Genomic DNA, 21,367 nt, shown 5'->3' on the forward strand with positions numbered 1-21,367 from the left:
TGATTCTATTTCAATTTAGATTCGTCTAAAAATTATTTTTAATTCTGTCTATACCTGAGATAGTAGTTGGTTGATGACATGCAACAGTTTTACTTCTTCGCTTTCCCAGTAAATGGAAGCAGGTATACCTGACCGATAAAAGGGGCTAGTGGTCAATTGTCTGGTAAGCTCGTCTACGTTTATTTGGCTAAAGTCAACAGATATACCGGCGTCGTTTCCCTCTACTATACCTTTCCACAAAGGGTTTTCCTGGATCAGAATAGGTAGTCCGAAGGCCATGTATTCATATAGCTTAGTAGGGATGCACCGGAATGTGCTGGCATTGGGTCGATAGGGCAACAAGCCAATGTGGCTGCTTTGTACCTGCTGCAGAATGTCCTGGTGCGGTACCAGTTTGTCACCGCCTATCAGCTCCACGTAGGGCATTGCCTGGCAGGCTTTTCTGAGTTTTGTCAAGGTATGGCTGCTGGCACAGTAACCGATAATGGTCAGCTTCACATTGCCCCGAACCGCCTGCAGTTGCTTTGCCAGCCCAATGGCTTCCCATACCCCGTACTCCTCCGCTATAGTGCCACTGTAGAGCAGGCGCAACTGCCTGGCAGGTGGCAGGCTGACTGGTGTTGCAGGCTGTATCGGATTGCCTTTGTACTTGTTCTGGATAAAGGTATAGCGGTTGCTGATAAAGGGTAGTTCATCGGCATAGCTGGTCTCAGCCAGCAGGAAGTGATCAGTGTGGCTGGCTGCTAGATTTTCAACATTCCGTACCGCCAAGGCCAGCAGGTGCTTAAGAGGCCAGCTGTAGTTGTGCTGTGCACGCAAGTTGAGGCTATAATTCTCCTGTATGTCGTAAATGATCCGGGTGCCATACCTGGCCTTATACAGCAGGGTGGGTAGCAACAGTTCATGTGTGCTAACAATGACTAACTGTGGTCTGATGTGCTGCAGCATACGGTAGTAATCACGCTGGGCAGCTATACGGCCGGCACTCAGCCTGCGAAACCGGAAGATCGGGTGGAAGTGCATGTTGGCCGGTGCCCCGGCAGGAATAGGCGCTGCGTAACCGGCTAAATGGATGCTCACGTCTGCTAATTTGCTTAGTGACGAACCCAGCTTTTCATAAAGGCGGGTATCATTTATAGGTTTCAGGAGCGAGGCCAGCAGGATTCTCTTTTCAGACATCGCCTAAATTTAATACTTTTACGCATTCATTCTCTAAAAACGAAAAATAGCATGGCATTACAGCAGATAATAGAGCAGGCCTGGGAAAACCGTGACTTGCTGAAAGAACAGAATACGATTGAGGCGATTCGCGCTGTCATAGAAGAGCTTGACAAAGGACGTCTGCGTGTGGCAGAGCCGGCAGGTGACGACTGGAAAGTAAACGAGTGGGTGAAGAAGGCGGTGCTGATGTACTTCCCGATCCAGGCCATGAAAACGATCGAAGTGGGGCCGTTTGAGTTTCATGACAAGATTGCTCTGAAGAAGAATTATGCCGAACTGGGTGTGCGTGTTGTACCGCATGCTGTGGCCCGTTATGGTGCCTATCTTGCCAAAGGCGTGATCATGATGCCGTCTTACGTGAACATCGGCGCCTACGTAGAAGAGGGAACGATGGTGGATACCTGGGCGACTGTAGGTAGCTGCGCGCAGGTAGGCAAGCATGTGCACCTGAGTGGCGGTGTTGGTTTGGGCGGCGTGCTGGAGCCAGTACAGGCAGCACCTGTGATTATTGAAGACGGAGCCTTCATCGGATCGCGTAGCATCCTGGTAGAAGGTTGCCGCATTGGCAAAGAAGCCGTGATCGGTGCGGGTGTAACTATCACAGGCAGCTCCAAAATCATTGACGTGACAGGTAGCGAGCCGAAGGAGTACAAAGGCTATGTGCCGCCGCGTGCCGTGGTGATACCTGGTTCTTATACCAAGAAATTCCCTGCAGGTGACTTCCAGGTACCTTGCGCCCTGATTATTGGCCAGCGCAAGGAGAGTACTGACCTGAAAACTTCGCTCAACGATGCTCTTCGTGAAAACGCAGTAGCCGTTTAGCTTCTATACTTCCCTTTATTTAACAGAAATCCCCCTGTTGTATTAGCAGGGGGATTTCTGTTTTTTAAGGTGACCCTTCAATTTAGCCTCTTGAATGCAGAGCAATTCGATTGCCTTCGGTGTCGAGGAACAGGGCCATAAAGCCAATGTCTTCTGCTATCAGGGTTTTGTCCTGCAGTACTTTCCCACCTGCCTGCTCCACCTTCGCCAGTTCATTAGCCAGATCGCCTGAAGGGGAGGAGAAGTATACCAATGTGCCCTCAGTTGATGGAGTATAATGCTTTTCGCTCTTTACCAAAGAACCGGGAGCACCGGCGCCTTCATCTGACCAGGGGAACCAGGCCATTTCCTCTTCGCCCATCGGTTGGTAGTGTAAGGTATAGCCGAGCATAGATTCGTAAAAACGAATGGCCCGTGGCATATCCGTCACTGGTATCTCAAACCAGCCAACTACATTAAAGGTCTGTGCCATCCTATTGAGCGAAATGCTTTTTCTTGAAACGGTCCGCCACCATCAGCTCTTTCGTGCCATGTGTCCAGGAATAGAAGCCCTGCCCTGACTTCACGCCCTTGTGGCCGGCCTGCACCATGTTCACGAGCAGTGGGCAAGGTGCGTATTTAGGATTGCCAAAGCCATCGTGCAGCACGTTCAGGATAGAAAGACATACGTCCAGTCCAATGAAGTCTGCCAGTTGCAGTGGTCCCATCGGATGCGCCATACCTAGCTTCATGATTGTGTCGATCTCTTCTACGCCAGCCACACCTTCATAGAGGGAGTAAATGGCCTCGTTGATCATCGGCATCAGGATGCGGTTGGCCACAAAGCCAGGGTAGTCGTTGCACTCAGTAGGCACCTTGCCCAGCTGCAGCGACATGTCCATCACCTGGCTGGTCACTTCGTCAGAAGTTGAGTAGCCGCGGATGATCTCCACCAGTTTCATCACCGGCACCGGGTTCATGAAGTGCATGCCAATCACTTTGTCAGGGCGGTTGGTTACCGAAGCGATTTTAGTAATGGAGATAGAGGAGGTGTTGCTGGCCAGTATCGCCTCTGGCTTGGCAAAGGCATCCAGGTCTCTGAAAATCTTCAGTTTCAGATCCACATTTTCGGTGGCTGCCTCTACGATCAGGTCAGCCTCCTGCACACCCTGTCTAAGGTCGGTAGAAGTGCTGATGCGATCCAGTGTCTGGCTTTTTTGCTCTTCCGTCAGGTTGCCTTTGGCCATGATGCGGTCGAGGTTTTTAGTAATAGTGGCGAGTGCCTTATTGAGCGCCTCCTCCGAAATGTCAACCAATGAAACTGAGAAACCATTCTGGGCAAACACGTGGGCGATGCCGTTGCCCATAGTGCCCGAACCAATGACTGCTATTTTCTTCATAGTACTATATGCGTGTAGTTAAAAATCTATTACAAAGCTAACAGAATTCGGACAAACATCGGTTTTAAAAACATTTCTCTTGGAAGACTTCAATTTTTAAGGTCCTGTAAAGCCAGATGGGGTGCCTGTAGGTACCAGGTATAGTTAATATTCTATACAAAATTATGTCAGGCAATTTTATTTGTAACCGAAGCGCTGATTTAACTGTAAATCAAAGGAATATCGACCTATTTTAGGTGGCCTTTAATAATTTATAAATAAAATATTGGTTTAAAGTATACAAAAAAATGCGATTATATACATCCTTTAAAGTATAGGGCTCGTAAAAAGCTTAAAACAAAAAAATGCAAAGCTGGTTAATAGGCTGGTTTTGAAAACAAAGCAGACGGTTTTGCTTTCAATGCATTGAAAAGGAGAAATTAAAACTTAACAACTATGGGAAATTTACTGTATATCATAGCCGTTGTGCTAGTTATCTTTTGGCTGATCGGATTCCTCGGATTCCCTGATGCCGTAGGTGGTATTATCCACGTACTATTAGTGCTAGCTGTTATCGCAGTACTGCTGCGACTGATACGAGGCGCTTAACCTATATAGCGGAACTACGTTAGATAGGATAACAGACTATATTTTCGAAATTAAAATATTTAAAACTATGGGAAATTTATTGTATATCATAGCCGTTGTGCTAGTTATCTTTTGGCTGATCGGATTCCTCGGATTCCCTGATGCTGTAGGTGGATTGATTCACATCTTATTGGTGATCGCCGTAATCGTGGTACTGCTACGACTCATACGGGGCTGATAATACTAACTCAAAAACAGAAAAGGCTGCAAGCAATTGCAGCCTTTTCTGTTTTATAGCTTTGTTTGGGATTACTTTCTGAAAGGAAAGCTAAAGCCAGCTCTAATAACCGGATTTGAGTAAGGGGAGGCATAGGAGTCGTTGAAGTTGTAAAGTAGCAATATATCTGCTGCACCCCGTTCGCCAATTTTTTGCCTGTAGCCGAGTCCGGCCATCGGTATACCTATGAAGCGCCTGCTGAATTCGTAAACTCCTGTATTGTAATTCATCAGTGGGAGCTCCACGCTCAGTTGCTCAAATTCACCATGAATCACGAAGTTTTCAAATACCTGCTGCTGTGCAAACACCCGGCCGCCGTAGTTGTGCATGCTGTCGCCCCGAAATCTCCTGTAATGATAAACTCCGCCTATACCTAGCCAAAAGGTTTCAGTAGCCCGATAGCCCAGTACAGGTAGTAGTGATATATTGGTGAAGGTTCCAAACTGCAGGCCGAAGCTGCCACCCCAGAACATGCGATCGATCAGCGCCTGTGGTGCCTCTTCGCCCGGGCGAACCACCTGCGGGCGGATTACCTCTGGCTGGGTTTGCGGCTGTGTCACACGGGGTTGTCGCTGCTGTTGCTGCGGTTCAACCGTGGGGCCTGTGGGCAACTCGCGTTTGCGGCGCACTGTGTCGGGTTCAACTTGGGCCATGGCCGCTGTGCTGCCCAGCAGGCAGCACAGGGTCAGTACCAGTAGTTTGTAGCTATAGCGTAGCGGCATATCTTGCTTTATTACAGGTTGTCGCAGGTATATACGCTATACCTTGGCTGTGGCGTACATTCTTTTGCGGAGCTCCTTGATGTTATCATCTGACAGGTACTCCTCGTAGCCCATGCGCTTGTCGATAATGCCACCCGGTGTCAGCTCAATGATGCGGTTAGCGATCGTGTCCACAAACTGTAAGTCGTGTGAGGAGAACAGTATGGTGCCATCGAAATCACGCAGAGAGTTGTTCAGTGCCGTGATCGACTCCAGGTCCAGGTGGTTGGTAGGCTCGTCAAACACGAGCACGTTGCCAGATTGCAGCATCATGCGCGAGAACATGCAGCGCACTTTTTCGCCTCCCGACAGCACGTTGGCTTTCTTAAGCGACTCTTCGCCCGAGAACAGCATGCGGCCCAGGAAACCACGAATAAAGCTTTCGTCTTTCTCGGTAGAGTACTGACGCAGCCAATCCACCAGGTTCAAGTCGGTAGCGAAAAACTCCTGGTTGTCTTTCGGGAAGAAGGAAGCTGTGATCGTTGTACCCCACTTGAACTCGCCTGAATCAGGCTGTTCTTCTTCAAATAGAATCTTGAAAAATGTTGAAGCGGCAATATCGTTTCGGCCAATCACGGCAATTTTATCACCCTTGTCTACCATGAATGAGATATCGGTGAAGATCGGCTGTCCGTCAACTGACTTGCTCAGGTTCTCAACATGCAGGATCTGGTTACCTGCTTCGCGCTCTGGTTTGAAAGCTATGTATGGGTACTTTCGTGATGAAGGCTGAATATCTTCTACGGTCAGTTTCTCGAGCAACTTAGCACGTGAGGTCGCCTGCTTCGACTTGGAAGCGTTAGCGCTGAAGCGACGGATGAATTCTTCCAGTTCTTTACGCTTGTCTTCTGTCTTCTTGTTGGCATCAGCACGCTGTTTCAAAGCCAGCTGACTTGACTGGTACCAGAAGCCATAGTTACCTGCAAACATCTTGATCTTGCCAAAGTCGATGTCGGCTACGTGCGTACACACAGCATCTAGGAAGTGACGGTCGTGCGATACAACAATCACTGTGTTTTGGAAATTGTCCAGGAAGTTCTCCAGCCACATGATCGACTCAGCGTCCAGGTGGTTGGTAGGTTCGTCCAGCAGCAGGATGTCCGGGTTGCCGAAGAGGGCCTGCGCCAGGAGCACACGTACCTTCTCGCTACCGCTCAGGTCCTTCATTAATGAGTAGTGCAGGTCTTCGCTAATGCCAAGTCCGCTTAGGAGCTCTGCTGCCTCATACTCAGCGTTCCAGCCTTCAAGGTCAGCAAACTCGCCTTCCAGTTCAGCTGCACGTTCGCCGTCAGCCTCTGTAAAGTCTGCCTTGGCATAGATGGCGTCTTTCTCCTGCATGATATCAAACAGGCGCTTGTGACCCATGATAACCGTCTGCAATACCGGGAATTCGTCGTACTCGAAGTGGTTCTGCTTTAGAACTGCCAGACGAGCGTTGGCTGGTATCTCTACAGTCCCGGTGTTGGGATCAATTTCACCGGAAAGTATTTTCAGAAAAGTAGACTTGCCCGCGCCGTTAGCCCCTATAAGGCCATAGCAGTTGCCAGGCAAAAACTTGATGGTTACGTCTTCAAACAGGGTACGCTTGCCATAAGACAGGCTTACATTGTTGGTGCTGATCATAGATAGCTTAAAATGAGTATATGAAACGATTGCGGTGCAAAATTACGAAATAAAAACCGTCTTTTTTTCAAATTGCTGTAAACCAATGGGCTAAGGCGTAGCTACGGGTTGGTTAATTGCTTTTAAATGAAGCGATTCGGGCTATATTCTGAAAAATTTATGGCTTAAATCACAACGCCACGCCACTTTCTCTAGTATATTGATTTAATTATATACGGCAGATTGCACCTGCTTTGAAGAGCATTGCGCAAGGCAAGCTCTGTTTTATAACCAATCGTGCAACTAATCTGTTCATTTTAAAAACTTAGGATTTATATCAAAATAGTATTCATATGGCATTATCAAAAATCACATATCAAAAGGTATCGCTTAAATATGGTATTTTCGTGGGTATAGCGCACGTGCTCTTTTTTCTTATCATGCGCCTGCTTAACCTGCAAAACAGAATAGAACTCTCCTTCCTTAGCTCCATCTTCCTGATCATTGGTATAGCAGTGGCTATTTCTCAATTTAAGAAGGCGAAAGGAGGGAACATCAACTATTTCCAGGGCTTGGCCATAGGAGCGACCACAGGTGTAGTTTCCTCTACCATACTGGCTCTTTTCCTGGTGCTGTATGTTACCGGGCTGGATACAGCATACCTGGCTAACCTGCAGTCAAGTTCACTGTTCCCGGTAAGTTTGTCAGTGCTTTCACTTTTTGTGCTAACCATTATCTACGGTACAATTCCGGGCTTTATCATCGCGTTTGTCGCCATGCAGTGGTTTAAACGTGCAGACCATGCCGTGCCAGAGCGTATTTAATGAGCGACATTCACTTTAATAATTTGAATAAGACACCCGATACACCACTATGGAAAAAATTGGCCTCAAATACGGGCTGTTCACGGCACTGGGACTGATCGTTTACTTTTTGCTGATGAAGCTTGTTGGCCTGGAGCAGGTCATTGAGCTGCGCTTTCTGAACGGTGTGATCATGGCAATAGGTGTTACCATGGCCATTCGAGCTTATAAGATAAGCCGACAAGGCAACATCGGATATTTCTCTGGCCTTGGTACAGGCATTATCACATCCGCCCTGGCAACAGTACTGTTCGCAGTGTTTATGGTCATCTACATCAAAGCTTTTGATGATGCGCTGCTAAATGTGCTGGCCGGCGAGCAGTTCTTCGGTGGGCGTATGGCCATCACACCTGGTATTGTGATCTTCATGGTCTTGATGCTGGAGGGGGTGATATCCGGCTTTATGGTGGCCTTCATTGCCATGCAATGGTTTAAGCGCCGCGACCACAAAGTACCCGGCAGCCCGTGATAGATGTAAGCTTATAGCAGACAAGATATTTCCAAAAAGAGAGGCGGCCCGGAAAATTCCGGGCCGCCTCTCTTTTTGGATTTTACTGCCGTCTCAACTTACCAGGTTGTCGGGCCGCTGTATAATTTGTACAACTACTTCATGTAAATCGCCTTCCTCATCTTTTAGTTTATAAATGACCATCGGGTTGTCTGCATCATGTATGGGGGTGATATTGACAACTTTACCCGCGTCCAGCCTGTCTTCGAGCTGTTGCGTCAGGTCTTGAAATGCTTTTGCGAAGTTAACCTCAAGCGAACTGGGATTATAATATTTGGTTTTCATGGTTATTTCACTTTATATGGAGGGAGCCGCCTTTGCGGAACCGGGAGCCACTGTTAAAAATACTATTTCGAGGGTTTTTCTTTTTATACTGTTATCGGGTGGCTTAGTTACGATATAGCTGATTTTGAATACAAGTTGTTTTTATAGTTTAAAATCATTTTGAAATCTTGCTATTTATGTAATATTTGCACCAAGCTATGCTATTAGAAAAATATAAAAAATATGCCTTTTTGAGCTGAACTAATGTAATGTAATTCCGTTCATAATACTAAACAACAGAGAGTAGCCGTTTACCGGCGAAATACCCGAATACCATGAAAAGAATTATACCCATACTGATTATACTAGGACTCACCCTTAGCACTGCACAAGCGCAGCGGCTTAAGGAATCGGACGACGATCTGGACAAAAAAGTACTGGCTATCAACCTGACTGGCCCCCAGATGGCGATCCTGGAAATGAAGCGCGAACTGAATCTGAGCGAAGAGCAACTGATGCAGGTAGAACTGTTACATGAGGAGCGGTACCAGCGGATGGCTGAAGCTGAAATGAATCTGGAAGATCCACTGAAACTGCAACGTACTTACAGAGAGATACAGATCCAGCTGGACAAGGTGATGGCTGGCATCTTGACCGAAAAACAGCTGAAACAGTTTTTGGAACTGGAAGGACGTCAACACGTCAATTTACTGACTGGTAATGAAGAGGAAGAATAACAGTCTCTGCTCCTGAAAAAACAAAGCCCACCATATAGTGGGCTTTGTCATTAGTTAGATACGGGTAGCGGTCGTAGGTAGGTGATTTCACTCACCTTGCTGAGCGCATTCAAACGAACCTCAGCCCGGTTTGCCTCGGAGAGCTTGTTTCGCTCACTGCAATGTGATCCCGGTTCAAAGTAGTAAATGAATACACGCTGCCCACGGCGCATCAACTGCTCCGCATCGGGTTTCCCAAGTAAATCTTTGACTTCCTCCTCCGGGCGTCCGTAAAGCTCGCGTCGTATTCCATCAAACTCTTTCACCATCGTACTGCGTTGCCCTTGGCAGCCTCTCTTGTCCTGCTGCCATTTATCGCTGTCAAAGCCTTCAATGCGGGCCGGGTCAGCGCAACCCAACAGCAGCATCAGTAATAGGGTATAGAAGTAGTACGTTTTCATCTGTGATTCTCTTACCTCAAAATTGCAGCATCCGACTTTGGCATACAAGTAAAAGCACCAATTTATAAAATAGAAAACGGCATAAGCCGAAATAATATACTTGCCACACATACTAAGCTGCAGGACCACAAGCGTTTAGCATATATGTGGGGCCAGCGAGCTGTACAATAGGCCGCGTATGGGATATAAACAAGGTAAAAGGGAACAATTGTTGTGTTTTTCCCTGTTAGTACTGTAATTGCGTAAAACCCTATAAGTAGAATAACCCTATGATAAGAGCTATTGTCACCTCTTTTGCCCTTAGTTTCATGCTTGTTGCCACTCCTGGTGGGGCCCGACACGATGAGTCGGATCCGAAGGAACGCACGGCTGAAACCGTTCTGACTTCCACTTCACTTGCCCGCTTGTCCTTAGCCGAGAAAAAACTTGCCTTTGATGAGCATGTGCAGGAGGTGTACAACAGATCGGGTTTAAAGACTGCCGGACTTTCTTTCAGTGTGTTTGAGCGGGCATATACCGGTTACCATAACTTTAAGCAGGACGGTCTGACGGCAACTGACAGGCAGATACTCACAGTTGTTGACTTCACCAAGCCGAGCAACCTGAAGCGCATGTGGATTATTGATCTGGATGCAAATAAAGTGCTTTATAACAACCTGGTGGCCCATGGCCGCAATACAGGCAATGTAAGAGCAGAGAAGTTTTCGAACGAGCCTAACTCCAACATGAGTAGCATGGGCTTCTACCTCACCAACAAGACTTACTATGGCAAGCATGGGCTTTCCCTACGCTTATCAGGTATGGATGAGCAGTATAACTCCAAAGCCATGGAGCGAGCCATCGTGCTGCACGGTGCTGACTACGTAAGCGATGATTTTGTAAAGCAGTATGGCCGGTTAGGTCGTAGCCTGGGATGCCCGGCTGTGCCACGGGCTATTTCGGGTGACGTGATCGAGTTGATTAAGGACAATACCGTGCTGTACATTCACAGTGCAGACAAGGCCTATACCTCGGACTATCTGAACTTAGAACGAGCCGTTGAGGGCTTCGCTGCGCTACAGGGTACATCGCCCGTTAGTGCATAGCAAGTAAGCCAGCCGAATAAAACAGAAAATGCCACGCCGATAATCCGGCGTGGCATTTTCTGTTTATAAGTTTAGATATTTAGGTCTGGTCCTTCGTCGTTTTAACTAGGTTGATACCCGCAAAGAAAAAGATCAGGCCTACTACAAAGGGTACAGCAGCCGTGTACTGGCCAATAGCCGCACCATCGCCTCCCATCACAAAAGCATATGCCCCCCAGATGATGCCGATTATACCTAGTATGGTCAGAATGGCACCGAATGTTCGTTTCATATTCATGATATTTCATTTTAGTTGAAGCTGCTTTCGCAGCAATTTTAATGTATTACGAATTTCATATAAAATAGGGTAGCTATTTATACTTCTTCTACCTATACATGTCTTCTTCTGCTCGTTTTTTTCCGCGCGCTTGCGTATACTTTTTAGTGCAATAAAAGTATATGATGAGGCAGCATACCCGACTGACTCAGACACTTTTTTGCGATAGTTGGCTAAGGATTCGAATGGTAGTTAAAAATTTAAGGAGAAGCGTAAGATGAGAGCAGTCATGAAGTTGATCGTCGCCGTTCTGATCGCGGCGGTATCACTGGTCACTTACTGGTGCAACAGGCAGGAAAATGAGTATACCGGCCAGATGCAGCACGTAGACATGACCGTAGAGCAAGAGATCGCCCTGGGACTGCAGACCGCTCCCAAAATGGCATCTCAATATGGTGGGTTGCACCCTGACGAAGAGGCGAGGGCGCAAGTAAATGAAATAGGGCAGCGCCTTGTTCAAAGTACCCGTGTCAGAGAAACACCTTATAAGTTCGACTTTCACCTTCTGGCTGATGAAAATACAGTAAATGCCTTTGCCTTGCCTGGCGGACAGATCTTTATAACGGCTGGCTTGCTGCGTCGCCTCAGTTCAGAAGCCCAACTGGCAGGAGTGCTGGGCCATGAAATAGGGCATGTGGTTGGACGGCACTCTGCCCAGCAACTGGCCAAGGCAAAGCTCACCCAGGGCCTCACCGGCGCTGCTGCCATTGCCACTTATGATCCGAATAATCCTGCCTCGCAAACCGGTGCCGTGGCAGCTGCTATGATTGGGAAACTAATGAACATGCGCTATGGCCGGGAGGATGAGCTTGAGTCGGACAAGCTGGCGGTGCGCCTGACAGGTGAGGCTGGTTATGACCCGCGGGCCATGATAGAGGTGATGCGAATTTTGGAGGAGGCCAGCGGTGGAGCCAGTGGTCCTGAGTTCACTCAAACCCACCCAAACCCAGGTAACCGTATAGCTGAAATAGAGCGTGCCATCCAACAGGAATATCCAAACGGCTTGCCCGCTGGTTTGATCGAATAAGCCATCAGACTGAAACCACCCAAAGACACCACAACAGCAGCATGCAACAAGAGGATAAGATTAGAAACCTGCTATTTGTTATCAACCCCATCGCAGGCGACATAGACAAAAGTGAGCTGGAGGAAGAGATAAGGACTACCTGTGCCGAGCATCAGCTGAACTGCACCATTTACCGGACTACTGGTGCAGGAGATCAGGATCATGTAAAGAAACAAATCGAGCTGCATCATTTCGATGCGGTGTTTGCTGTTGGCGGCGATGGTACCGTTAGTCTGGTAGGGGCGCTGCTAATAGGTAGTAAGACGCCCCTGGGCATCATCCCTCTCGGCTCAGGCAACGGACTCTCAAAAGACCTGGGTATACCGCAGGACACAGAGGAGGCGCTGCAGCTGATTCATGAACACGTGGTACGCAACATTGACACCATTGACCTGAACGGCCAGCCTTCCATTCACCTGAGTGACCTGGGGTTCAATGCGCTCGTCGTAAAGCGATTCTGCGAGGGTGACAAGCGAGGCCCGGGAGCTTATGCCTGGATAGCCTTGCAGGAATACATGAACTACGAACCAAAGTTCTACCGCATTGAAACGGATACGGAGAATTTTGAGGGAGAGGCTTTTATGGTTACGATTGCCAATGCCAATGCCTTTGGGAGCAATGCCGCCATCAACCCGAGTGGAATTCTGAACGACGGCCGTTTTGAGATCTGCCTGATCGAGCCTTTTCCGAAGGCGGCAGCTCCGGCGCTGCTGTTCCGCATGTACACTGACAATATCGACGGATCGGTCTATACCCGCCGTATCAGCTGCCACAAAGCTACTGTGTACAACGTCGACCATGAAGTAGTGCACATCGATGGGGAGCCGGCTGAGTTAGGAGAGGAGATCAAAGTAACGATGCACCCCAAGAGTCTGAAAGTCATTCTGCCTATACCTGAAGAGGAGGTATAATAAAAAATTATACCTCCTGCGTCTGCTCTTTTGGCTGCAGTACAGAGCCTAGCTCTTTCCTGAAAACTACGGCTCCGGGTTTTGAGACATTTTCCCCCTCTGTCACCGCCAGAGCTTCTATCCATACCTCACCGGTATCATAATAGTTCAGAACAAAAAAGCCCCGCTGCTCCAGCGTAAAGGTAGCTTTGCCGCCCTTCTTCACAAATGATGTTTTACTCCCGGACCCACTGACGATGTAATGGTTGTCCCGTACCTCAAAGTGCTGCAGGTTATGGTCATGCCCGGCCACATACACGATGTTGCTGTACTGATGGAAGATACGAAGCAGGCGTTTGCGCATTTTGCGGTATTTGCGGTGCGACATGTCTTCATAGGCGCCGAACATTTTGCGGTAAAATGGATATAGCGAGCCAAAGATCGGCAGTGGGATATAAAAGCGCTTGTGCGCGGCTGTCAACGGGAATATGTGCTGCTTGATCGTGAACTTGCCACCGTGAAGGGCATTGCTGTAAAGCGGATGATGCGCGGCCACGACAATGCGCTGGTGCCTGTTTCGCCTTAGAATCTTGTTCAGGCGCAGGAAGAAATCCTCGATATCATCATAGGGACAGCCTTGTTTGCGACCCATGGGCTTTTCGCCGCGCTGCACCCACCACTGTGTGTTGATGATCACCAGCAACAGCCCGTCGGCTAATTGTATGGCATCCGGGCCCGGACAACCATGGCGTGGCAGGTAACTGCATTCATCCTGCAGCGTATCCACCACATACTTTTCCTGTCGCAGCACATATTCCAGTCCTTTTTTGCGCCCTTTGTTCCAGTCATGGTTGCCGCTCAGAAATATCTTGCGTCCTGCATACGCTCCCATTTGGTGCAACAGAAAGTCCAGGCGCTCTTTTGCGGCAGGGTAGTGGCGGTGGGTTTCAGCAGGAAGCCCTACTGGGTACAGGTTATCGCCCAGAAACAGGACGCTTCCGTCTGGTCCTATAGTATCCTGCCATTCACCTAATAGCTTCATTACAGGGTCGGTGCCATCGGTCGCCACATAGCCAACGTCCCCCATAAAAGCGATGCTGTGCACCAACCGGGCCTCGGGTTTGGGCAGGCACTTGCGCCAGCCTACATCCGATAGTTTGTAGAAGGGCTTGTTCCGGTATTTGAGCTCCTGCCAGTAGCTGAAAAGCCCAAATACCAAAAATAGCACAGTAGGTATGAGAATAAAGTATAGCAGCATCAGAAGTTGGGTGGTGTGAGGTTTTTGAAATGCCCATTGAGCTTGACACGTTCCTTCAGCTTTTCAGTTTCGGCCACGATAGGTAGTACCTGTTCAAGGTGCTGCAGGATCATCTCTTGCCGCAGTGCCTCACTGTTACACTGCAATAAGGTATATTCCTGTTCTGTATTGAGACCTAAATGGTGGGCCACGTCAAAAGAACTGAAGTTCTCAGGTAGATCCATCAGGATACTGCTTATACCTAAGGCGGTATACAGTTCCTGTAGTTTCTCTCGTATCTTCATCTTCGTCACGATATCCTCATCCTCCAGGTTCTCTACTTCCTCTACTTTGCCGCCTGCATACAGCCTGCCCGGCGCCTGCCTGTCAAACTCCAGTATCTTGAATATGCCCAGTCCCTGGGTGCGTATATCCATCTCCCCGGTGTCGTATTTTTTCTCGACGTGCAGCAGTTTGATCTCCGTGCCATACAGTCCTACACCATTGTTGATGAAGGCAGGTATCCCAAAAGTGCCCTCGTTTTCGATGCAGTCGTGGACCAGCTGCTTGTAGCGTGGCTCGAAGATGTGCAGGTTCAGCTTCTCGCCCGGAAACACCACGATATTCAACGGAAACAAAGGCAGATACTTTTGCATGGTCTATTCTTTAGCTTAATAACAAGCAAGTAGAGGTTTTGTATATGAAATACGGGTATGATCAGAGCCGTGTTAAGTATCTTAATTCAGTCAGGTTGCTTTTGTTGCATTATAAGCCAAAACACTTAGCTTTGCGCACTTATTTTCAACCTCTTAAAATGAAGAAGAAACGGCTGGGCTTTCGCGAGATCAGGCTCGTCACTACAAAGCTTTTGCTGAGCCTCGTGCTCCTGAGTGTGCTGTGGGTGTTGGTATACCGTTGGGTGGCTCCACCAGTAACGCTGCATATGATTCAACGCCGTGCCGAGGCTGGAACAGCGGGCAAGGATGAACCTGCGATCAGGTATAAGTTCGTTTCTTTGGAAGAGATGTCGGATCAGTTGCCACTTGCCGTAGTGGCATCTGAAGATCAGCTTTTCCTGGAGCACCACGGCTTTGACTTCAATGCCATTGCCGATGCGTTCAAGCGCAATCAGAAAGAGACCAACATCAGAGGCGGGAGCACCATCAGTCAGCAGGTGGCCAAGAACGTGTTTCTGTGGCATGGCCGGAGTTACCTGCGCAAAGGGGTAGAGGCTTATTTTACGTTTCTGATCGAACTGCTTTGGGGCAAACAGCGCATTATGGAGGTATACCTGAACATAGCAGAGATGGGGGACGGGGTGTTCGGTGTAGAGGCTGCTTCCCAGGAATACTTTAAGAAACCTGCCTCGGAGGTTGGTCGTCAGCAGGCGGCTCGACTGGCAGCGGTTCTTCCAAACCCGATCCGGTATTCTGCCGGGCGACCATCGGCCTACGTGATGGGCCGGCAGTACCGCATAGCCCGCGCCATGGGCCGACTGGGCGGAACAACTTACATCAAAACCATACTTCCCGAAAAAGATGAGAAGAAATAAGTTTATCTGCGCACTGGTCCTAGGTATAGGCCTATCAGGCACAGCCTGTCAGCAGGAGGAAAAACAGGTGGAGCTTACCACAGATTCTCCAGTTACACAGGATAGGGCGGTAGCTGAAGCTCAGGTACGTGACATGCTGGCCTCGCAGTCGGCTTGTTGGAGCCAGGGCGACCTTGACTGCTTTATGCAAGACTACTGGAAATCAGACTCCCTGCTGTTTGTAGGTAAGAGCGGCCTGACTTACGGCTGGCAAAAGACCCTTGACAACTACCGCAAGAGCTACCCTGATTCGACGGCTATGGGCAAGCTGACCTTCGATTTGAAAGAGATGCGCCACCTGGCTGTCGGCCACATGCTGGTAGTAGGTAAGTGGCACCTCCAGCGCGAAGCTGAACTAGGCGACCTGCAAGGTCATTTTTCCATCATTATTAAACGCTTTCCGGAGGGCTGGAAGATCGTAGCGGACCATTCCAGTTAGGAATTTAGTGAATGAGTGAGTTAGTGGATGAGTGGTTTATTTATTGAATTGATAATTGATCAAATTAAGTGTCATACGTCGAATTCAAATAGATATTTTGTTCGAATTCTATTCAATCAATAATTAACCTTTCATCCCAAAATCACTAACTCACTCAACCACACATTCACTCAATCAATTTACTCATCTCCCGCAGCGTCCACTTCTGTTTCTCTGGCGATTTCGGAGAGTTCCTCATTGAAGATATAGCCACACTGGGCAGCGTGTTTGGCGGCTTCCAGGGTTTCTTTCACGAGTACCATTTCCACTTCTTTACTGTCCTTGAATTCGTCGAAGATTGTAACCACTTTTTTAGTGTGCTTTTCGATGTTTACATCCCGAATGTAAATAGCCAGTACCCGGCCCGGATGGTTGCGCACGACCTCGGTGTAAATCTCGGCATCCTGCTGCCCGCTGTCGCCGATCAGAATAAACTTGAGCTCCGGGTAGGTAATCAGTATATTTTCGATTTCCTTGTACTTGTGGCTCATGTGGTCGGAGGCCCCGAGCTTGCTTTCATCCATCCCAAAGTCACGCAGTAAGAGCGGACCTTGTGGGATCTCGTTCAGCTCCAGGAAATGATAGAGCAGGTCATAGGTATTCCAGGGGCTGCTGGAGACGTAGAAAAAGGGATTGTTGCGCTTCCCGTTTCGCCCTAGTTGGAGCGACTTGTAAAAGGACGACACGCCGTGAAAAGGTATACGCGAGTGGGCATTGTTAAGCAGTACGTTCCGGCCAGTCTGCAACATGCTCGTGGCGCCGGTTCGCACAATGGTGTCATCTATGTCACTGATGATGCCATACTCTGCATCAGGGGGCGGTACCAGCACATGCGCCTGCGCCTTTACCGGACCATCAAACGCCACTGGGGAATCTGTCAGGTTTATATTGATCGTGTGCCAGATGTCCTCCAGCTGCAGTGGTTTTTCGGGGGCGAGGTTCATCACAAAATAGCCTTCAATATCCGTCGTGATCTCGTGTTTCTGGTCTTCGAGACATAGCTCGACGCGTGCTCCCGGTATTTCCCGGCTGTTGAATCGCTTATACATGTTCAGGATGTTCTCCCAGAGCGTGTCATTTGCTTCTGACTCCGTGATGCCTTTGTCAACCAGCACGCGGCCCTTTACATACAGGCGGGTGGGAGTACCATAGCTGCGGTAAGTCATGATATGCAGCGGACCAAACATATTGAGTTTGCGACGCAGGTTAAAAGTCAGGGTGTCAAACTTCTCTTCAACTTTTAAGACAGCTTTTGCAGCAGTGTTCTTTATCTTTTTCATAGTGCTTAGGTATGGTGCTTAAACAGAAAGGCCTGCCCTGCGGCAGACCTTTGCTGGTTATAAGTTTAGGCTTCTTTTCAGTTCATTAAAGTCTGTGTTTGCGGCCCCGTCCGTGGAGCAGCCGCGCTGCCGCGCCTGCTGCTGTATGTTTTCAATGCGGTTGTCCGGGTTCGGGTGCGTGCTCAGGAACTCTGGCGGGTTGCTGCCCTGCGCCTGGTCGTTCAGCTTCACAAAAAAGCCGGCTGCTCCATCACAGGCGTAATAATCGGTGCCGTCCAGGTATACCACAGAGGCATTGTCTGCCTCGGTTTCGGCTCCGCGACTAAAACGCAGGCCTGCCAGTGTGCCCGCCAACTGACCGGCTATTTGCTGCAGGGTGCCCGCATTGTTGCCCAGTGCTACCGAGAGCAAAATAGCGATGCCGTACTCACGCTGTAATTGCTGAATACTATGGCGCTTGTCGGCATGGGCAATTTCATGAGCTAATACGCCTGCAAAGTGGTCCTCGTCGTCCAGAAACTTCATTAGGCCGGTATACACATAAATGTGGCCTCCCGGTGCTGCAAAGGCATTCAGAGTCTCGCGGTCATCGATGATCTTCACGGACCAGACAAACTCATTTCGATACTTGATCTCCCCGGAGTTAAGCACTCGGTTCACGATGCGGTCGAGGTGGGTATAGGCTTTCTGCACATTGGCGTTGTTAGAGTTGCGCTCCAGCAGTTTGCCCTGGGCACGAAAAGTGGAGTCTACTTGCCGTGATACCTGCTCACCTAACCGGATGTCATCCTGGGTGGAGAAGATCACACCTTCATTGTCTTTGCAGCTGCTCATGAAAAACACGCTGACGAAAACAAGTAGCCAGGGTGCCGTACGATTGATATACTTCATCATGTAATTAAATTGAAACTATGTTTTTAGGCTGTGCAGGTATAAGCTCTGAAAAGGTACCCTGCGATTTGCTTAGAACTAACGATATTAGATTTTAGTATGCGCTTACGGATTAAAATTAGCCTTGGTTTGAGGGTGGGAGTAGAGGGCTGGAGGTTCTAAATAGTGCAAATAAAAAAGCCCCTGAATTTCAGGGGCTTTTTCCAAGTGTAGTATGGTCTATTTTACGGATGAGGTACCTACGGGGTTGCCATTGGTATCCAGCTCCACCACGTCGTAGCTCAGCTTCTGCAGCTCAGGCAACACGGTTTTCTTGTCGCCTACAACCACGATGTGCATCTTGTCTGACGGCAGGTGCTTGGCAGCCAGGGCGTCGATCTCCTGCTTCGTGATGTTGTTCAGTATCTGCGTCTGCTTGCTTACGTAATCCTTCTTCAGGTTGTAGCGCAGGATGCGGCCCAGGAAGTTCGCCTTCTGAGCAGGCGTCTCGTACTGGCGTGCATCTGACTGACCGATGGAGTTCTTCATGAACTGAAGCTCTTCTTCTGTGATGCCCTTTGTTCTATAATCGTTGATCTCTTTCATGAATTCAACTACAGAAGCGGCAGTGGCATCGGCGCGAACGCCGGCAGAAGCCGTGTAAGGACCTGCGAAACGGCTACCACCGAAGCCTGAACGGGCACCGTAGGTATAGCCTTTGTCTTCACGCAGGTTCAGGTTGATGCGGCTGTTGAAAGCACCACCCAACACAAAGTTCATCAGTGATGTTCTGTAGTACTCACCGGTCGCGTCATAAGGCTGGGCCACGTAACCAATTCTGATCTCTGACTGTGCTGCGTCTGGCTTGTCCACGAAGTAGATTTTAGTACCCGCAATGGCTGGAGCTTTCACATCAGCAGGGATGCTCACGTTTTTCTTCTTCCAGTTTTTAAGGAATCCCAGTTTGCCTACAATCTCCTTTTCATCGATATCACCTACGATGACCAACTCAGCTCCTGTAGGCGTGAAGTTGGCAGTGTAGAACTGCTTCACATCGTCCAGGGTAATACTGCTCACTGACTCCGTAGTACCAGAAGTTGGGATCGCCATGATGTGGTTCTCGCCATAAAGCAGCTTATTGTAAACGCTGCTGGCAATAGCTGTTGGCTGCGTCGACTGGTTGGCTATACCTTCCAGCTGCTGCTTTTTCAAACGCTCAAAGTCATCAGCGGCGAACTTCGGACGGAACAGGCGCTCTTCTAGCAGTACCAGTGTCTTGTCCAGGTTCTTCTTCAGCGACTGTACTGTTATATAGGTGTCTTCAGTACCAGAGCCGATGCGGATAGAGCTACCCAGTTTGTCGAGCTCGTTGGTGAATGCTTCTGACGAGTAGTTCTCAGTGTCCTCGTTCAACAGGGACGCTGTAAGTGAAGCTATACCTGCTTTTCCAGGATTATTAGCCATTAAACGGTGTCCGCCAGGTATAGTCAGCTGCAGCGTAACAGTTGGAATCTCATCCGACTTAGTGCCGATCACCTTCATGCCATTCTTGAACTTAGCGGTATAGAAGTTCGGTACGCTCACCGCTTTGGCCTGGCTTGCTACCGGGCGCTTGCTGCGGTCAAACGAGTCAACTGCCTTGGTATAGCTCAGGCCGCTGTAATCCTGCGGCTGTGCTACAGACGTGTTGGTGTCAACCGTATAGTTGTCGGCTTTCGCCACCATCTCCGGCTTGCCTTTTGGCACCACACTCAGGATAACGGCGTGCTTGCCTTTGATGTACTGGTTGTACACACGCTTCACGTCGTCTTTGGTCAGCGCGTTGATGCGGCGAATTTCCTCCTGCAGGTAGTTCGGGTTGTTGCGGAAAGTTTCATAAGCAGCCAGTTGTGATACTTTGCCACTCACGCTCGCCATGCGGTTGATCAGGCTCGACTCGGCAGAGGCTTTGTAGCGCTGCAGGTCTTCGTCGGTCACACCGCGGGTTTCAAACTCAGCGATCGACTTGCGAAGGAGTTCTTCCATCTGAGCCAGCGTGCTGTTTGGATAGGCCATGATGGTGATGCCAAATTCGCCTGCCAGCTCAGAAGTAGAGTTAAAGGCAGAAGCCTGCATTGCTTTCTGCTCTTTTACAAAGTTTTTGTAGAAAATAGAGTTACGGCCCTGTCCTAGGATCTCTGCCAGTACGTCCAGCGCGTGCTCGTCTTTGTGACCAGCTTCAGGCACCGGGTACGTCATGCGCAGCATCGGGAAGCGTATGTTGTCTTCGTAAGAGATGTAGCGGTCAGCAGTAAGAGAAGCCAGCATTGGCTTCATGTCCTGCACAGCCGGGCCGGCAGGTATAGAGCCAAAGTATTTCTCCACCAGTTTCACCACATCAGCCGGGTTCACGTCGCCGCCTACTGTTACAGTAGCATTGTTAGGTCCGTACCAGCGCAGGAAGAAGTTCTTGAGGTCATCTACGTTTACGCGGTTCAAGTCCTCGATGTAACCAATCGTAGTCCAGGAGTAAGGGTGACCGTGCGGGTACAGGTGCTGCGATGTTTTCTCGTACACCAGACCGTAAGGACGGTTATCGTAGTTCTGACCGCGCTCGTTTTTCACGGTTTCGCGCTGTACCTCAAATTTCTTCTGGGTTACGGCGTCGAGCAGGAAGCCCATGCGGTCAGCCTCCAGCCACAGGGCTGTCTCCAGCTGGTTGCTAGGCACAGTCTCGAAATAGTTGGTGCGGTCGCGGTTAGTCGTACCGTTCAGGGTACCACCGGCGTCAGATACGATTTTGAAGTGCTCTTCATCGGCCACGTTGTCGGAGCCCTGGAACATCATGTGTTCAAAGAAGTGGGCGAAACCTGACTTGCCAACTTCTTCGCGGGCGGAGCCTACGTGATAAGTTACGTCCACATGTACTACCGGATCGGAGTGGTCTTCGTGCACGATCAGGGTCAGGCCATTGGCCAACTTGTATTTTTCGTAAGGTATAACCAGCTCATCGCTTTTCTTGGTTACCTTTTCCACGAGTTTTGTCTGCGCCTCGGCTGCACTGACCACACTGGCCGTGAGCACGATACTCAAACCGATTTTCTGAAGCATATTAGTCTTTTTAGGTGAACGAT

Annotated in this window: 24 protein-coding genes; 11 read left to right on the forward strand and 13 right to left on the reverse strand. The window is 49.1% G+C overall.

Annotated features, from left to right (window positions below):
- Positions 1–48: 48 nt before the first annotated feature.
- Positions 49–1,179 carry a glycosyltransferase gene (locus Q1A54_RS05570; protein ID WP_299985731.1) on the reverse strand — a complete coding sequence of 377 codons (1,131 nt, stop codon included), beginning with the start codon at positions 1,177–1,179 and terminating at the stop codon, positions 49–51.
- A gap of 51 nt (positions 1,180–1,230) precedes the next feature.
- Here Q1A54_RS05570 and Q1A54_RS05575 point away from each other — a divergent pair, with 51 nt between their 5' ends.
- Positions 1,231–2,043 carry a 2,3,4,5-tetrahydropyridine-2,6-dicarboxylate N-succinyltransferase gene (locus Q1A54_RS05575; RefSeq protein WP_196114695.1) on the forward strand — a complete coding sequence of 271 codons (813 nt, stop codon included), beginning with the start codon at positions 1,231–1,233 and terminating at the stop codon, positions 2,041–2,043.
- Positions 2,044–2,125: 82 nt separating this feature from the next.
- Here Q1A54_RS05575 and Q1A54_RS05580 read toward each other — a convergent pair whose 3' ends face one another.
- Together Q1A54_RS05580 and Q1A54_RS05585 are read right to left on the reverse strand one after the other, a co-directional pair.
- Positions 2,126–2,515: a VOC family protein gene (locus tag Q1A54_RS05580; RefSeq protein WP_299985733.1), complete on the reverse strand. Its 390-nt coding sequence runs from the start codon at positions 2,513–2,515 to the stop codon at positions 2,126–2,128.
- 1 nt (position 2,516) lies between these two features.
- Positions 2,517–3,422, reverse strand: a complete 906-nt coding sequence (locus Q1A54_RS05585) for a 3-hydroxybutyryl-CoA dehydrogenase (RefSeq protein WP_299985735.1) — start codon at positions 3,420–3,422, stop codon at positions 2,517–2,519.
- Between the two features lie 435 nt (positions 3,423–3,857).
- On the opposite strand from Q1A54_RS05585, the gene Q1A54_RS05590 reads away from it, so the two are divergent.
- Together Q1A54_RS05590 and Q1A54_RS05595 are read left to right on the forward strand one after the other, a co-directional pair.
- Positions 3,858–4,010, forward strand: coding sequence for a lmo0937 family membrane protein (locus Q1A54_RS05590; protein ID WP_007660459.1), 153 nt, complete (start codon positions 3,858–3,860; stop codon positions 4,008–4,010).
- Between the two features lie 67 nt (positions 4,011–4,077).
- Positions 4,078–4,227, forward strand: a complete 150-nt coding sequence (locus Q1A54_RS05595) for a lmo0937 family membrane protein (protein WP_007660460.1) — start codon at positions 4,078–4,080, stop codon at positions 4,225–4,227.
- A 71-nt stretch (positions 4,228–4,298) separates the two neighbouring features.
- Here Q1A54_RS05595 and Q1A54_RS05600 read toward each other — a convergent pair whose 3' ends face one another.
- Complete coding sequence (locus tag Q1A54_RS05600) at positions 4,299–4,988, reverse strand: hypothetical protein (RefSeq protein WP_299985737.1); 690 nt, start codon at positions 4,986–4,988, stop codon at positions 4,299–4,301.
- Between the two features lie 36 nt (positions 4,989–5,024).
- Entirely contained in the window at positions 5,025–6,650 is a 1,626-nt protein-coding gene (locus Q1A54_RS05605; RefSeq protein ID WP_299985739.1) for an ATP-binding cassette domain-containing protein, read from the reverse strand.
- 332 nt (positions 6,651–6,982) lie between these two features.
- Here Q1A54_RS05605 and Q1A54_RS05610 point away from each other — a divergent pair, with 332 nt between their 5' ends.
- Positions 6,983–7,453, forward strand: coding sequence for a DUF4199 domain-containing protein (locus Q1A54_RS05610; protein ID WP_196114700.1), 471 nt, complete (start codon positions 6,983–6,985; stop codon positions 7,451–7,453).
- A 49-nt stretch (positions 7,454–7,502) separates the two neighbouring features.
- The gene (locus Q1A54_RS05615; protein WP_196114701.1) at positions 7,503–7,961 is read left to right on the forward strand and encodes a DUF4199 domain-containing protein; all 459 of its coding nucleotides are present in this window, start codon (positions 7,503–7,505) and stop codon (positions 7,959–7,961) included.
- Between the two features lie 93 nt (positions 7,962–8,054).
- Here the strand turns inward: Q1A54_RS05615 and Q1A54_RS05620 are convergent, their stop codons facing one another.
- Complete coding sequence (locus tag Q1A54_RS05620; RefSeq protein WP_007660813.1) at positions 8,055–8,285, reverse strand: hypothetical protein; 231 nt, start codon at positions 8,283–8,285, stop codon at positions 8,055–8,057.
- Between the two features lie 314 nt (positions 8,286–8,599).
- On the opposite strand from Q1A54_RS05620, the gene Q1A54_RS05625 reads away from it, so the two are divergent.
- Positions 8,600–9,001: a hypothetical protein gene (locus tag Q1A54_RS05625; protein WP_299985743.1), complete on the forward strand. Its 402-nt coding sequence runs from the start codon at positions 8,600–8,602 to the stop codon at positions 8,999–9,001.
- 50 nt (positions 9,002–9,051) lie between these two features.
- Here Q1A54_RS05625 and Q1A54_RS05630 read toward each other — a convergent pair whose 3' ends face one another.
- Positions 9,052–9,441: a hypothetical protein gene (locus tag Q1A54_RS05630; RefSeq protein ID WP_299985745.1), complete on the reverse strand. Its 390-nt coding sequence runs from the start codon at positions 9,439–9,441 to the stop codon at positions 9,052–9,054.
- Positions 9,442–9,710: 269 nt separating this feature from the next.
- Between Q1A54_RS05630 and Q1A54_RS05635 the strand changes: the two genes are divergently transcribed.
- Complete coding sequence (locus Q1A54_RS05635) at positions 9,711–10,526, forward strand: murein L,D-transpeptidase catalytic domain family protein (RefSeq protein WP_299985747.1); 816 nt, start codon at positions 9,711–9,713, stop codon at positions 10,524–10,526.
- A 79-nt stretch (positions 10,527–10,605) separates the two neighbouring features.
- Here Q1A54_RS05635 and Q1A54_RS05640 read toward each other — a convergent pair whose 3' ends face one another.
- Positions 10,606–10,797, reverse strand: coding sequence for a hypothetical protein (locus Q1A54_RS05640; protein ID WP_200805479.1), 192 nt, complete (start codon positions 10,795–10,797; stop codon positions 10,606–10,608).
- A 262-nt stretch (positions 10,798–11,059) separates the two neighbouring features.
- Here Q1A54_RS05640 and Q1A54_RS05645 point away from each other — a divergent pair, with 262 nt between their 5' ends.
- Both Q1A54_RS05645 and Q1A54_RS05650 read left to right on the forward strand, forming a co-directional pair.
- On the forward strand, positions 11,060–11,869 hold the full coding sequence (locus Q1A54_RS05645) for a M48 family metalloprotease (RefSeq protein WP_299985750.1): 810 nt from the start codon (positions 11,060–11,062) through the stop codon (positions 11,867–11,869).
- A gap of 41 nt (positions 11,870–11,910) precedes the next feature.
- On the forward strand, positions 11,911–12,819 hold the full coding sequence (locus Q1A54_RS05650; RefSeq protein ID WP_299985752.1) for a diacylglycerol kinase family protein: 909 nt from the start codon (positions 11,911–11,913) through the stop codon (positions 12,817–12,819).
- A 7-nt stretch (positions 12,820–12,826) separates the two neighbouring features.
- On the opposite strand, the gene Q1A54_RS05655 is transcribed toward Q1A54_RS05650, so the two are convergent.
- Both Q1A54_RS05655 and Q1A54_RS05660 read right to left on the reverse strand, forming a co-directional pair.
- Complete coding sequence (locus Q1A54_RS05655; RefSeq protein WP_196114708.1) at positions 12,827–14,056, reverse strand: metallophosphoesterase; 1,230 nt, start codon at positions 14,054–14,056, stop codon at positions 12,827–12,829.
- Positions 14,056–14,691, reverse strand: a complete 636-nt coding sequence (locus Q1A54_RS05660; protein WP_299985755.1) for an LON peptidase substrate-binding domain-containing protein — start codon at positions 14,689–14,691, stop codon at positions 14,056–14,058. The genes Q1A54_RS05655 and Q1A54_RS05660 overlap by 1 nt, the downstream gene beginning before the upstream one ends.
- Before the next feature lie 158 nt (positions 14,692–14,849).
- On the opposite strand from Q1A54_RS05660, the gene mtgA reads away from it, so the two are divergent.
- Together mtgA and Q1A54_RS05670 are read left to right on the forward strand one after the other, a co-directional pair.
- Positions 14,850–15,587 (forward strand): monofunctional biosynthetic peptidoglycan transglycosylase, encoded by a 738-nt coding sequence (mtgA, locus tag Q1A54_RS05665; RefSeq protein ID WP_299985757.1) that lies wholly within the window; start codon positions 14,850–14,852, stop codon positions 15,585–15,587.
- Positions 15,574–16,065, forward strand: a complete 492-nt coding sequence (locus Q1A54_RS05670; protein ID WP_299985759.1) for a DUF4440 domain-containing protein — start codon at positions 15,574–15,576, stop codon at positions 16,063–16,065. Before mtgA ends, Q1A54_RS05670 begins: the two co-directional genes overlap by 14 nt.
- A 179-nt stretch (positions 16,066–16,244) precedes the next feature.
- Here Q1A54_RS05670 and Q1A54_RS05675 read toward each other — a convergent pair whose 3' ends face one another.
- The 3 genes from Q1A54_RS05675 to Q1A54_RS05685 form a co-directional block, all read right to left on the reverse strand.
- Positions 16,245–17,384 (reverse strand): phosphatase domain-containing protein, encoded by a 1,140-nt coding sequence (locus Q1A54_RS05675; RefSeq protein WP_299985761.1) that lies wholly within the window; start codon positions 17,382–17,384, stop codon positions 16,245–16,247.
- 57 nt (positions 17,385–17,441) lie between these two features.
- A complete protein-coding gene (locus tag Q1A54_RS05680) occupies positions 17,442–18,278 on the reverse strand; it encodes a M48 family metalloprotease (protein WP_299985763.1) in 837 nt (278 codons plus the stop codon).
- A gap of 216 nt (positions 18,279–18,494) precedes the next feature.
- Positions 18,495–21,344, reverse strand: coding sequence for a pitrilysin family protein (locus Q1A54_RS05685; protein WP_299985765.1), 2,850 nt, complete (start codon positions 21,342–21,344; stop codon positions 18,495–18,497).
- Positions 21,345–21,367: the final 23 nt, after the last annotated feature.

The sequence above is a fragment of the uncultured Pontibacter sp. genome (assembly GCF_947502515.1).
In the GTDB taxonomy this organism is placed as follows: Bacteria; Bacteroidota; Bacteroidia; order Cytophagales; family Hymenobacteraceae; genus Pontibacter.